Genomic DNA, 12,380 nt, shown 5'->3' with positions numbered 1-12,380 from the left:
GATCTCAGCCTTCCCGATAGGGCTTGGTCATCAATTGACCGAGTTCGGGCCGCGCCCGATCATCGCCGCAAAGCCGCAGGCAAGCCCAGGCGGTCGCGAGATTGCTAGTGACCACCGGCTTGCCGACTTCAGCCTCGATCCGGGCCGCGACCTCTGCTGCCCGCACGGCCGTACAGGAAATAAACAGCGCGTCCGACTGCGGCGCCAGCGCCTGGCGTGCGAAGGCAAGGATCTCGTCCGGCGCGATCCGCGCCATCTCGCGATCATCGGTCAGGCCGAGACAGGTGAAGCGGTCGATAGCAAAGCCAAGCTCCGCGAAATAATCCGCCATCGGCCGGCTGGTCTCGATCGTATAGGGCGTCAGCACCGAAATCCGCCTGGCGCCCAGCGCCTTCAGGCCGGTTACGGCGGCAGCCGTCGGCGTCACGACGGGAACGCCGGGTTTGCCCGCATGGATCGCCGCCTCGATGTTCCGGTCGCCGATCACCACCGAGGCGGAGGTGCAGGAATAGACGATGGCATCGAGCGCCTCGCCCGGCAGGATCAGTGCCGCGCCTTCCGTCAGCGACGGCTGCATATTCAAGAGGTTTTCCGGCGTGACCGGATTGGCATAGTGGATGCGGCTGACATAGACGCCGAGGCGATCGCTGGCGACCATACGCTGGAAGTCGACTTCCGTTGTATGGTCCGTCGCGAGGATGACCAGGCCGATGCGCTTTTCCAGCGGCCGGTCCTCCAGCCGCGGCAGCCGGCCGGCCGGGATGATCTCGATCTCTGCGGTCATGGTCAGTCATCCATCCTGGCGTAGCGTTCTTCGAGCCAGCGTAATCCCACGACCGAGATCAGGCTGATGACGAGGAAGAAGACACCGACCAGCGTCATCGGCTCGATGTAGCGGTAGTTGCTGTTGGCGATGCTCTTTGCCTGGTTCATGAGTTCGAGCACGGTGATCGCCGAAAGCAGCGGCGTTTCCTTGAACATGGCGATGAAATAATTGGCGAGCGCCGGGATCATCGGCGGGATCGCCTGCGGCAGGATCACGTGGATCCAGGCCTGGCGCGTCGTCAAATTGGTGGCCTTGGCCGCCTCCCATTGGCCGCGCGGCACGTTCTCGATGCCGGCGCGATAGACCTCGGCGGTATAGGTCGCATAGTGAATGCCCATGCCGATGACGCCGGCGACCAGCGGCGCCAGCCGAATGCCGATATCCGGCAGTACGTAGAAGATGAAGTAGAGCTGCACCAGCAATGGCGTGCCGCGGATGAATTCCGAGACGAAAGCGACCGTCCTGGAAATGCCGGCGACCGGTGAGCGTCGCGCAATGGCGAGCCCCAGGCCGACGATCATGGCGACGGCAGCGCCGAGGATGGTCGCGAGAAGAGTGATCTTGAACCCTTCGAGAAGGGTCGGCATGATCTGCCAGACGAAGTCCCAATCCCATTCCATCTGATCAGGTCCTTATGCCGTCGAGGCTGCGCGCCATCCGTCGCTCCAGCCAGCGCATCGTCGCGGAGATCGCCGAGGCCATGAGAAAATAGAGGATGAGGATCGTCGCGAAGGGCACCAGCGTGTTGCCGGTTTGGGCCCGCACCACCTGCGCCTGGAAGGTCATATCGGTCAGCGAGATCAGCGACACGACGGCCGTGCCCTTCAAGAGTTCGATCGCATTGTTGCAGAAGGTCGGCAGCATCAGCGGCAGCGCCTGCGGCAGGATGACGTGGCGCATGCGCTGGTATCGCGAAAGGTTGAGCGCGATGCAGGCTTCCGACTGTTCGCGCCCGACGGCCTTGACGGCGCCGCGCACCACTTCCGCCGCATAGGCGCCAACATTCAGCCCGAGCGCCAACACGCCCGCCTGCAGCGGCGTCAGGGTCAAGCCCGCGAAAGGCAGTACGAAATAGACCCAGAAGAGCTGGACGAAGATCGAGGTGCCGCGGAAGAACTCGATATAGGCCGTCGCCAACGCGCGTACGGCGAAGAAGCGCGACAACCGGCCGAGGCCCGCCAGGAAGGCCATCACCAGCGCCAGCGCAGATCCCATGATCGTCAGTTCGAGCGTCACCAGGGCGCCCTCAAGGATCAGTGTCAGATAGCCGGACCATACCGACATCGGCAACTCACTTCTTCGATCATGTCGCGCAAAACTGTGCAGCGCTTTTGCGAGAACGACATGCGTAAAAACAAGGACCTAAAGCGCGAGGTGCCAATCTGAAAGATCGCGACGCGCTTTGGAAGATCGTTCGGGGACACTCCGGCCATGTCCATGACATGGCCGGCTGCTAACCCCTTGTTACTTCGCCACGGCGCAGAGCTTTTCGCGGCTCGTCGACATCGCCGCCTTGGCCGAGAAACCGTAGGGCTCGATGATCTTGGCGAATTCGCCGGATTCCTTCAGCTTCTTCAGCTCGACATCGAAGGCGTCGCGGAGCGCAACGTCCTGCTTGCGGAAGGCCGCGCCATCGCAATAGACCGGCGCATTGACGACGGGTGCGACGGTCTCAAGGTTCGGATCGTTCGCCTTGGCCATCAGATCGTGGATCGACAGAACCGGCAGCGAGTAGACGTCGATGCGGCCGTCCTGCAGCATCTTGATGCCGCTCTGGCCATCCGGAACGACGATGACGCGATCGCGCGGCACGCCGGCCTCAAGCGCCAGCTTCTCCTCGGTACCGCCGCCCGGCGCGCCGATCTTGGCGTCCGGATTGTCGGCGATGTCCTTGTAGCTCGTCAGCTTCAGCGGGTTGCCCTTCTTGAGCGCGAAAGCTTCGGCGTCGCAAAGGATCGGTTCGGAATAGGCGACTGCGTTGCAGCGCTCGGGCTTCATGAAGAGGCCTGCGGTGATCGCGTCGTGGCGGCCGGCCTGCAGGCCGGGGATCATTGCGCCATATTCCGAGATCGAGGCGACCACTTCCTTGACGCCCAGCTTTTCGAATATTGCGCGCGCCACATCGGGGGCCGCGCCGGAAACCTTGCCGTCGGCGCCGACGGCGGTGAACGGCGGCTCGTTGGCGATGGCGATACGCGCAAAGCCTTGCTCCTTCAACTGCTCGAGCTTGTCATCGGCGGCGGAGGCAGGCGAAGCCGCCGTGATCAGAAGCACTGACAGGCTGGCGGCGCTCAAAAGATATCGTGTTTTCATCGTTCCCAACTCCTCTGATTTTCCTTGAGTTTGTTCTTGCGGGCAATGTCTGAGGTCAGACGCGGTGCCCCGCCGCAATGATCTTGCGCAGGAAGGTCTGCGTTCTCTCCTGTTTCGGATTGCGAAAGATGTCGCCCGGCTTGCCTTCCTCGACGATTTTGCCGCGATCGAAGAACAGCACACGGTCGGCGAAATCATGGGCGAAGCCCATTTCATGCGTGACGAGAAGCATGGTCATGTCGGTCTCGGACGCCAGCCGCCGCATGACGTTCAGCACCTCCTCGACCAGTTCCGGGTCAAGCGCCGAGGTCACCTCGTCGAACAGCATGATCTTCGGCGATAGCGCCAGCGCCCTAGCAATGGCGACGCGCTGCTTTTGCCCGCCGGAAAGCTGCGCCGGGACACTTTTAGCCTTGTCGGCCAAGCCGACCATGTCGAGAAGCTCCATCGCCCGTTTTTCCGCCACGGGCCGCTTGATGCCCTTGGTCAGCATCGGCGCCAGCGTCACGTTGTCGAGCACGCATTTGTGCGGGAACAGATTGAAATGCTGAAAGACCATGCCGATCTTTTCGCGCATCCGATGCAGGTGCCGTTCGTCGGCCGGCACCAGCCCACTGCTACCAGGCATATGGTAGAGCTGTTCGCCGTCGACTTCGATATGGCCGCCGCTGATCGTCTCCAACGTCATCAGAATACGCAGGATCGTCGTCTTGCCGGAGCCGGATGGCCCGATCAGCGCCAGCTTCTCGCCCGGCATGACATTCATCGACAGGCCGTCGAGCACGGTCAGCGGGCCGTATTTCTTGACGATGTTGTCAATGCGGATGATGGGCGGAAGCATTCATGTCTCTCCCTGTTGAGACAAGCAATGTCCTAACGATGACGGCCCATCAAAATCATGTCAATTCGTAAAATAATATCATGACAATTATTCTGCATATGCTCAAACGCAAGGCATTTGCATCAGATCGCGAGCAGCAGCTCTTGCGGATTTCCCTGCGCCAATGAGGCGACGATGCCGAGCCCGGTCCGCAGCTCGCTTTCGGTCGTCGAACCGAGCGAGATGCGCACGGCCGGCGTCCAGCCCTGATCGGTGGTGTGGAACGATTTGCCGGGCGCGATCGCCACGCCGCGCAGCCTTGCCTGCGATACGAACCCGTCTTCGGTATGGTTGCCGGAGAGCGGCAGCCAGACGTGCAGGCTTTGCGGATGCGCCCGGTATGGCTGGCCGGCCAGCATCTCCGCCGCGATCGCATGCCGGCTCAAAAGGGCGCGGCGCTGCCAGTTGACCAGTTCCATCGCCGTGCCGTCGCTGACCCAGCGGGTGGCGATCTCGGCCATGGCAGGCGTCGCCATCCAGTTGGAGACGAGATGCCGGTTGGCGACGGCGGCGACATAGCGGTCAGGCGCGGTGAGATAGCCGATCCGCAGGCCCGGAACGGTAATTTTCGTGAAGCTCGTAACGTAGAGTGTCCGCTCCGGCGCAAACGCGGCCATCGGCGGCGCACGATTCTCGACCATCGGGCCGAGAATATCGTTTTCGATGATCGCGATATCATGTTTGGCGGCGACAGTGGCGAGCGCCTGTCTGCGTTCCGCGCTCATCAGCGCCGCCATCGGATTGATCACCGAGGGCTGCAGGAAAATCGCCCGGATCGGTCCCTTCCGGCAGGCTTCGTCCAGCGCATCGGGGATCATGCCCTCCTCGTCGATCGCCAACCCTTCCAGGTGCAGACCGAGATAGGTCGAGAGCGGAACGAGCGTATGATGGCTGATGGCTTCGGTCGCAACCGTCGAGCCGGGCGGGGCAACGCTCATCAACGCCACGGTCATGCCCGATGTCGCACCGTTCGTCACGCTGATGTTCAGCGGCGATATCTCCAGCCCGCAGCGCGCCAGCCATTCCGTGGCGACGGCGCGGTGGCGCGGAAACACCATGTTCGGCCTGAACGACAGCGCCGAGCTGGAAGGCAGGTTTTCCGAAAGCCAGCCGAAGGCCTGCCGCAGCCTTTCCAAATGGATCTGCTCGCAGACCGGTTTCAGGATCGACAGATCGATCACCTCGCCCAGCCGTTCCGGCAGATAGGGCGGCTCCGGTTCACGCGGCCTGGTCTGGACGAAGCTGCCGCGTCCGATCTCGCCTGATATCAGCCCCCGACGGATCAGCTCGTCATAGGCGCGGCTGACCGTCTGCACGGAAAGATGCAGGTCGTCCGCCAGCTTGCGATGCGGCGGCAATTGTGTGCCGTCGGTGAGCTTGCCGTCGGTGATCGCGTTTGCGATCTGTTCGGCAAGCGAAAGATAGGCCGGCCGGCGAAGTTGCGAGGGATCGGGGCGCCACTTTGTCATGATTTCAACACTGCTGAAAATCAGTTCAATTGACAATGCCAAAATGCGCTCCCATTGTCTTTTCCCTGCGTTTGAAATGATTTCTTTCTAAAGAAAGCACCATGAAGCTCGACGCCATCGACCTGCGCATTCTCGACGCCGTCCAGCGCGACGGCCGCATCACCAAACTGGCGCTGGCCGAAAAGGCCGGGCTGTCGCCGACGCCGTGCTGGATGCGGCTGCGAAAGCTCGAAAAGGCCGGGATCATCACCGGCTATCACGCACGCATCGCGCCGCGGCGCATTGCGCCGGTCGCCAGCGTGATGATGGAAGTGACGCTCGCCAACCATCGCCAGGCGGATTTCGAGCGCTTCGAGCGGGCCATCAGCGCAATCCCGGAGATCGTCGCCTGCTGGTCTGTCGGCGGCGGCGTCGATTACATCCTGAAAATCATCGCGCCCGATATCGATGCCTATCAGCGGCTGGTCGACGGGCTTCTCGAACGCGAACTCGGCATCGACCGCTACTTCACCTACATCGTCACCAAGACGGTCAAGGAGGACACAGTCCTTCCGGTCTCGTCCTTCACTGCCACCGGCGAGGAACAGGCCGCGTCGTAGACAATCTCTCTGTCAAGCCGCCGTCCTTTAGACCATCTCTCTCTTTTTGCATCAGCCAACAGACAATCTCTCGCCCGCTCCCGTGGAAGACTGACGTCAACCGCCACGAGGAGACTGGACATGACCGCCGTTTTTGCCCGCCCCGCCTATCATGACGCGCTGTCGCGGCTCGCCGACCGTCATCTCCTGCGCGATCTGGCCTATGTCGGCGGCCGGTGGATCGCCGGCAAATCAGGGAAAAGTTTCGAGGTCACCGATCCCGCCTCTTCGGCGACGCTGGCCTGGGTTGCTAGCCTTGACGCCGATGAGACGGCAGTGGCGATCGATGCTGCGTCGGAGGCTTTTGCCGGCTGGCGCGCAATGCTGCCGCAGAGCCGCGCGGCGATCCTGCGCAAATGGTTTGAGCTGATGCTTGCGGCCAAGGAGGATCTGGCGCTGATCATGACGCTCGAACAGGGCAAGCCGCTTGCGGAATCGCGCGGCGAGATCGATTACGCCGCCTTCTTCGTCGAATGGTATGCCGAGGAAGGCAAACGGCTGAACGCCGAAAGCGTCACCAGCCATCTGCCCGGCGCGGAAATGATCGTCCGGCGTGAGGCGCTCGGCATCGTCGGCATCGTCACGCCCTGGAATTTCCCCTCTGCCATGCTCACCCGGAAGGCTGCCGCGGCGCTGGCCGCCGGTTGCACGGTCGTCGCCCACCCCTCCTCAGAAACGCCGCTTTCGGCACTGGCGCTTGCCGAGCTCGGCGAGCGGGCAGGCATTCCCACCGGCGTCTTCAACGTGGTCACCGGCAACGCCGCAACGATCGTCGGACGGATGTGTGCCGATGTCCGCGTGCGCGCCATGAGCTTCACCGGCTCCACCGGAATCGGACGGCTGATCGCCGCCCAATGCGCCCCGACCCTGAAGCGGCTGGTGATGGAACTCGGCGGCCACGCCCCGCTGATCATCTTCGATGACGCCGATATCGAAAAGGCGGTCGAGATCGCCGTCAACGCCAAATTTGCCACATCAGGCCAGGATTGCCTCGCCGCCAATCGCATTTTCGTCCAGCGGCGGATCGCCGATGGCTTCGCCAAGGCCTTCGCAGACCGCATTGCCGAACTGAAAGTTGGTCCGGGTCTTGAGGATGGCGCCGAGATCGGGCCGCTCATGCATGAACGCGCCGTCGCCAAGGTCGAAGAACAGGTCGCCGACGCGCTGGCGCGCGGCGCGCGGCTCGTTACCGGCGGCAAGCGCCATAAGGCCGGCCGGCTTTTTTATGAGCCGACGCTGCTGAGCGACGTGCCGGCGGATGCGCTGATCATGCACGAGGAGACCTTCGGCCCTGTAGCGGCCATCACCGCCTTCGATACGGAAGACGAGGTCATCACCCGCGCCAACGATACCGAATACGGCCTTGTCGCCTATATCGTCACGGAAAACGGCGCCCGGCAGATGCGCCTCGGCCGCGCGCTCGAATACGGCATGGTCGCCGTCAACCGCGTGAAAATCACCGGCGCTCCCATTCCCTTCGGCGGCTGGAAGCAGTCCGGCCTCGGCCGCGAGGGTTCACGCCATGGGCTCGAGGCCTTCACCGAGCTCAAATATCTCTGCATCGACACGGCCGCCTGACCCCATTTCAAGTGAGCCCCCATTTTCAAGAAAGAGGCTAGACATGCTCGACAGAAGCAACGAACTTACCGCCTGGGACCGCGATCACTTCTTCCATCCCTCGACCCATATGGGCGGGCATGCCCGCGGCGAGACGCCGACCCGTGTCGTTGCCGGCGGCGAAGGCGTCTACATCACCGACACGACAGGCCGCAAAAGCCTCGACGCCTTTGCCGGCCTCTATTGCGTCAATGTCGGCTACGGCCGCCAGAAGATTGCCGATGCGATCGCCGAGCAGGCAAAGAACCTCGCCTATTACCACGCCTATGTCGGCCACGGCACGGAAGCCTCGATTACGCTGTCGAAGATGATCATCGACCGCGCCCCCGCCGGCATGAGCCGCGTCTATTTCGGTCTCTCCGGCTCGGATGCCAACGAGACCAACATCAAGCTCATCTGGTACTACAACAACATCCTCGGCCGTCCGGAAAAGAAGAAGATCATCTCGCGCTGGCGCGGCTATCACGGCTCCGGCGTCATGACCGGCAGCCTCACCGGCCTGGCCCTCTTCCATAATGCCTTCGATCTGCCGCGGGCGCCGGTGCTGCACACCGAAGCACCCTATTATTTCCGCCGCCCCGACCGGTCGATGAGCGAGGAGCAGTTCTCGCAATATTGCGCCGACAAGCTCGAGGAGATGATCATCGCCGAAGGCCCGGAAACGATCGCCGCCTTCATCGGCGAACCCATCCTCGGCACCGGCGGCATCGTGCCGCCGCCGAAAACCTACTGGCAGAAGATCCAGGCCGTGCTCGACAAATATGACATCCTGCTTGTCGCCGATGAAGTCGTCACCGGCTTCGGCCGTCTCGGCACGATGTTCGGTTCGGATCATTACGGCATGAAGCCGGACCTGATCACCATCGCCAAGGGCCTGACCTCGGCCTACGCTCCCCTTTCCGGTACGATCGTTTCGAACAAGATGTGGCAAGTCCTGGTGCAGGGTTCCGATCAGATGGGCGCGATCGGTCACGGCTGGACCTATTCCGCCCATCCGATCTGTGCTGCCGCAGGCATTGCCAATCTCGAACTGATCGACGAACTCGGCATCGTCGAGAATGCCGGGGCGACCGGCGCCTATTTCCGCTCGGAACTCGCAAAGGCCGTCGGCGGCCACCGCAACGTCGGCGAAGTCCGCGGCGACGGGCTGATGGCAGCCGTCGAATTCGTCGAGGACAAGGACGACCGCACGTTCTTCGATGCCGGCCGCAAGATCGGCCCGCAGGTCGCCTCCGCCCTCCTCGAACGCGGCGTCATCGGCCGCGCCATGCCGCAGGGCGACATCCTCGGCTTCGCCCCGCCGCTCTGCCTGACACGCGAGGAGGCCGACATCGTGGTCAAGGCCGCGGCGGACACGATCGAAACCGTCTTCAAGAACATCTGAGGGAGAAGATCGGCATGACGATCCCGGAAAAGATGGCGGCCGTATTGCTCACCGGCCATGGCGGTCTGGACAAGCTCGTCTATGACAGGGACGTGCCCGTCCCGAGACCCGCGGACGGCGAGGTTCTGATCCGCGTCACGGCCTGCGGCATGAACAATACCGACGTCTGGGTCCGCCAAGGCGCCTACGGCACCGAGGACGATCCGTCGGCCGTCTCCACATGGCGCAGGCAAGGCAATACGCTGACATTCCCGCGCATTCAGGGCACCGATACGGTCGGCCATATCGTCGGCGTCGGCGCCGGCGTTAATCCGGCGCGCGTCGGCGAACGCGTCATGGTCGACTTCTCGATCTATAACCGCGACGACGACAGCCTCGCCGACATCGATTACATGGGCCATGGCCGCGACGGCGGTTATGCCGAATACATGGCACTGCCGGCCGAGAACGCCCATGTCGTCGCAACCGATCTGACCGACGTCGAACTCGCCACCTTTTGCTGCGCCTATCTGACCGGCGAGCGCATGCTGGAACGGGCAAGGCTTGTCGCCGGTGAACGCGTCCTGGTGACCGGCGCCTCGGGCGGCGTCGGCTCGGCGATCATCCAGCTCGCACGGGCCCGCGGCGCCATCCCGATCGCGGTCGCCGGCCCCGGCAAGGAGGCGGCGATGCTCGATATCGGCGCCGAGGCGGTGGTGACCCGCGGCAAGGGCGATCTGGTCGAAGCCGTCCATTCCGCCAGCCGTGGCCAGCCGATCGATGTCGTCGCCGATCTCGTCGGCGGACCGCTGTTCAACGATCTCCTGAAGATCCTGCGCCCCGAAGGCCGCTACACGACAGCCGGCGCCATCGCCGGCCCGGTCGTTCAGCTCGATTTGCGGTCCATGTATCTGAAGCAGCTGGAGCTGCACGGCTCGAGCCAGGGAAGCCGCGCCGACTTTCGTCGGATCGTCGGTTATATCGAAAGCCGGAAAATCCGGCCTCTCGTCGGCGGCGTCTATCCACTATCGGAATTCCACCGCGCGCAGACCGATTTCATGGCGAAGAACTTTGTGGGCAAATTGGTCGTGGTCCCCGACGCGAGATGATCCTTGCTTTAGCGGGCGAACCTTATCGGGTTTGCAGCGTTTCACGGCCATGGGAACTGATGATGGCACCGGGCTTTCGCTGCGTCGGACTATTTCGCAGCAATGCGACGACATTCTTGCCGCGCCCTCACTGGAGGAGGCGGAACGTTCGTTCGCGCCAATAGGTCGCTGATGCCAGCCTCCGCCAGCACCAAACATCTGACCTCCATCGAACTTGGAAGAATTCGGCGCGCCGTCGCCATAGCGCGCCTGATGGATACCGCGGTCAGATTGCCTGTCATCGGCGTGCGGATCGGTGCAGACTCGATTCTCGGCCTTATCCCGGCCGTCGGAGACATTGCCGGATCCCTGATCGGTCTTTTCATCATCGATGAGGCAAGACGCCTCGGCATTCCCACCCAAAAGCTCGCACGCATGGCCGTCAATCTCGGGATCGACGCCGCCGGCGGGACGGTTCCGTTGCTCGGCGATATCTTCGACGTCTATTTCAAGTCTCATCGCCGAAACGTCGGCATCATTCTCGACCACTTTGGGATCAGCGAAGACGAGTTGAACCGGCGCATCTGAGCAAGCCGACGTCCCTTTGAGGAATTTATACGAGGCTGTCGGCGCCGGCTCCAACGAGGCCGCGCAACCGGTACCCTGGCCTTAAGACGACGAGCAACCTGCCGAGGTGGCACTGAACTGGAGCACCTTTGCTTAAAGTTCGATCAGAGCGCCGGCCGTCTTCACTGCGTGGTCAAGAACGAATTGCAGCTTGGCTGCGTGGCCAAAACCAGGCTCATCCAGCTGCCCCTTTTGCACGGCGTTTGCAAAGCGCTGGAAATTAGTGATAACCGGTTCGACGTCGATCTTACGCCAGATTGCCTTGTCGGCATCGGGACCTTCACAGGCCCTGAGCGTCGAACCTTCAGGCGTATGCACCACCTCCAGCGCGCCCTTGTCTCCATGCAGGCGCAGGCGCAATTCGTTCAGATGGCCGGTTGCCCAGCGCGTTGCGTGAATGACGCCAGCGGCACCGTTTTCGAGTTCAGCCATCATCAGGAAACTGTCGTTGGCGTCGAGATCATACTCGCCGATCCGATTTCCGGGGCTCTTGTCGAACACCTTAAGATGCGATGCGGCCGCCTTGACGTCACTTCCGGCGGCAAAAACCGCGAAGTCGAGAATATGGATACCGACATCGCCCAGCACGCCATTGGAGCCGTGCTTTGTCGACAGCCGCCAAAGCCATTGCGATTCCTTGGTCCAGTCGCCCCACGCCTTTGAGACCAGCCAGCTCTGGAGATAGGATGCTTCGAAGTGGCGGATCGCGCCGAGGCGTCCGTCCAACACCATCTTACGCGCTGCTTGCAGCGGCGCTACATTACGATAGGTAAGGTTTACCATCGTGACCTTGCCGGACGCAGCGGCAGCGTCGGCCATCTCCTTGGCTTCGCGGTAGTTAACCGCCAGGGGCTTCTCGCAGAGGACATGCTTGCCGGCGCCGAGTATCTTCATTGTCGTGGAATAATGCGCGCGATCCGGCGTGACATTGGTCACGGCGTCAAACTCTCCCCAGGCAAGAGCGTCATCAAGCGACGTGAAGGTAAGTGGGATACCATGCCTTAGCGCGAAGGCCCGTAGCCGGACCTCGTCCGTATCAACAGCAGCAACAATTTTTACGTCGGCGATTTCGGAAAAATTCATGGCATGGGTGTTTGCCCATCCTCCGGTTCCGAGAATGATCAAGCGCATTTTTGTCCTCATGGTCGTTTATCGAAATCATTAGCGCCAGAACCGTCGTCTTTCACAAGCGCCAGATGGTCTTGCCAAATGGAGAGCGACGACTGTCAGCACAGCGTTTTGCCGGGCGGACCGCATGCGTGGCGTCCCGCCCAAGGACGGTGTTTCAGTTCCTCAGCGGTAACCGGCTTCGCCGGCCTGGTGCAGTCTCGGGCCGCGTTCGACGATCGGCTCCAGTGCTTTTTCTACAGGCACATTTGGAGCATCGGTGATACCAGTCAACGACCCCTCGGGATTATAGGCCCACGTGACGCCGTTGATCAGCACCTTAAGTATCGCCTCGCCGCCCTGACGGAGAGCAACCTCTCGATACGGAAAGGGGACGTCGACGATTGTCTTGGCTGCGCCCATTTCGACCCTGCCCGTCGCACAAACCGTTC

12 protein-coding genes and 1 pseudogene are annotated in these 12,380 nt (G+C 62.2%); 5 read left to right on the top strand and 8 right to left on the bottom strand.

Annotated features, from left to right (window positions below):
• Positions 1-4: 4 nt before the first annotated feature.
• From eutA to ehuR, 6 genes are all read right to left on the bottom strand, one after another.
• Positions 5-784, bottom strand: coding sequence for an ectoine utilization protein EutA (eutA, locus tag AC2444_RS23745; RefSeq protein WP_128450325.1), 780 nt, complete (start codon positions 782-784; stop codon positions 5-7).
• A 2-nt stretch (positions 785-786) separates the two neighbouring features.
• A complete protein-coding gene (gene ehuD / locus AC2444_RS23740) occupies positions 787-1,446 on the bottom strand; it encodes an ectoine/hydroxyectoine ABC transporter permease subunit EhuD (RefSeq protein ID WP_012755553.1) in 660 nt (219 codons plus the stop codon).
• Positions 1,447-1,450: 4 nt separating this feature from the next.
• Entirely contained in the window at positions 1,451-2,110 is a 660-nt protein-coding gene (gene ehuC / locus AC2444_RS23735) for an ectoine/hydroxyectoine ABC transporter permease subunit EhuC (RefSeq protein WP_003550191.1), read from the bottom strand.
• A 180-nt stretch (positions 2,111-2,290) separates the two neighbouring features.
• A complete protein-coding gene (ehuB, locus tag AC2444_RS23730) occupies positions 2,291-3,139 on the bottom strand; it encodes an ectoine/hydroxyectoine ABC transporter substrate-binding protein EhuB (protein ID WP_017996257.1) in 849 nt (282 codons plus the stop codon).
• Between the two features lie 55 nt (positions 3,140-3,194).
• The gene (ehuA, locus tag AC2444_RS23725) at positions 3,195-3,980 is read right to left on the bottom strand and encodes an ectoine/hydroxyectoine ABC transporter ATP-binding protein EhuA (protein WP_017996258.1); all 786 of its coding nucleotides are present in this window, start codon (positions 3,978-3,980) and stop codon (positions 3,195-3,197) included.
• Positions 3,981-4,102: 122 nt separating this feature from the next.
• Positions 4,103-5,488 (bottom strand): MocR-like ectoine utilization transcription factor EhuR, encoded by a 1,386-nt coding sequence (gene ehuR / locus AC2444_RS23720; protein WP_012755550.1) that lies wholly within the window; start codon positions 5,486-5,488, stop codon positions 4,103-4,105.
• 101 nt (positions 5,489-5,589) lie between these two features.
• On the opposite strand from ehuR, the gene AC2444_RS23715 reads away from it, so the two are divergent.
• From AC2444_RS23715 to AC2444_RS23695, 5 genes are all read left to right on the top strand, one after another.
• Positions 5,590-6,087, top strand: coding sequence for an Lrp/AsnC family transcriptional regulator (locus tag AC2444_RS23715; RefSeq protein WP_164902817.1), 498 nt, complete (start codon positions 5,590-5,592; stop codon positions 6,085-6,087).
• A gap of 120 nt (positions 6,088-6,207) precedes the next feature.
• Complete coding sequence (locus AC2444_RS23710) at positions 6,208-7,704, top strand: NAD-dependent succinate-semialdehyde dehydrogenase (protein ID WP_017996261.1); 1,497 nt, start codon at positions 6,208-6,210, stop codon at positions 7,702-7,704.
• A gap of 43 nt (positions 7,705-7,747) precedes the next feature.
• On the top strand, positions 7,748-9,127 hold the full coding sequence (locus tag AC2444_RS23705; RefSeq protein WP_017996262.1) for an aspartate aminotransferase family protein: 1,380 nt from the start codon (positions 7,748-7,750) through the stop codon (positions 9,125-9,127).
• A gap of 14 nt (positions 9,128-9,141) precedes the next feature.
• Complete coding sequence (locus AC2444_RS23700; RefSeq protein ID WP_128440198.1) at positions 9,142-10,215, top strand: alcohol dehydrogenase family protein; 1,074 nt, start codon at positions 9,142-9,144, stop codon at positions 10,213-10,215.
• Positions 10,216-10,386: 171 nt separating this feature from the next.
• A complete protein-coding gene (locus tag AC2444_RS23695) occupies positions 10,387-10,782 on the top strand; it encodes a DUF4112 domain-containing protein (protein WP_012755545.1) in 396 nt (131 codons plus the stop codon).
• A 132-nt stretch (positions 10,783-10,914) separates the two neighbouring features.
• Here AC2444_RS23695 and AC2444_RS23690 read toward each other — a convergent pair whose 3' ends face one another.
• Positions 10,915-11,952: a Gfo/Idh/MocA family protein gene (locus tag AC2444_RS23690; RefSeq protein WP_012755544.1), complete on the bottom strand. Its 1,038-nt coding sequence runs from the start codon at positions 11,950-11,952 to the stop codon at positions 10,915-10,917.
• Between the two features lie 162 nt (positions 11,953-12,114).
• A pseudogene (locus AC2444_RS23685) lies at positions 12,115-12,276 on the bottom strand (ThuA domain-containing protein); the annotation flags it as partial.
• Positions 12,277-12,380 lie beyond the last annotated feature (104 nt).

The sequence above is a fragment of the Rhizobium sp. WSM1328 genome (genome assembly GCF_057653715.1).
Note: the sequence above shows the minus strand (reverse complement) of the source record. Positions and strands in the feature narration are given on the sequence as shown.

Bases quoted from the DNA above. Each gene is read 5' to 3' on its own strand.
- AC2444_RS23700 (WP_128440198.1), top strand. From the start codon at position 9,142: ATGACGATCCCGGAAAAGATGGCGGCCGTATTGCTCACCGGCCATGGC.
- AC2444_RS23695 (WP_012755545.1), top strand. From the start codon at position 10,387: ATGCCAGCCTCCGCCAGCACCAAACATCTGACCTCCATCGAACTTGGA.
- ehuB (WP_017996257.1), bottom strand. From the start codon at position 3,139: ATGAAAACACGATATCTTTTGAGCGCCGCCAGCCTGTCAGTGCTTCTG.
- AC2444_RS23710 (WP_017996261.1), top strand. From the start codon at position 6,208: ATGACCGCCGTTTTTGCCCGCCCCGCCTATCATGACGCGCTGTCGCGG.
- AC2444_RS23715 (WP_164902817.1), top strand. From the start codon at position 5,590: ATGAAGCTCGACGCCATCGACCTGCGCATTCTCGACGCCGTCCAGCGC.
- AC2444_RS23690 (WP_012755544.1), bottom strand. From the start codon at position 11,952: ATGCGCTTGATCATTCTCGGAACCGGAGGATGGGCAAACACCCATGCC.
- eutA (WP_128450325.1), bottom strand. From the start codon at position 784: ATGACCGCAGAGATCGAGATCATCCCGGCCGGCCGGCTGCCGCGGCTG.
- AC2444_RS23705 (WP_017996262.1), top strand. From the start codon at position 7,748: ATGCTCGACAGAAGCAACGAACTTACCGCCTGGGACCGCGATCACTTC.
- ehuD (WP_012755553.1), bottom strand. From the start codon at position 1,446: ATGGAATGGGATTGGGACTTCGTCTGGCAGATCATGCCGACCCTTCTC.
- ehuR (WP_012755550.1), bottom strand. From the start codon at position 5,488: ATGACAAAGTGGCGCCCCGATCCCTCGCAACTTCGCCGGCCGGCCTAT.
- ehuA (WP_017996258.1), bottom strand. From the start codon at position 3,980: ATGCTTCCGCCCATCATCCGCATTGACAACATCGTCAAGAAATACGGC.
- ehuC (WP_003550191.1), bottom strand. From the start codon at position 2,110: ATGTCGGTATGGTCCGGCTATCTGACACTGATCCTTGAGGGCGCCCTG.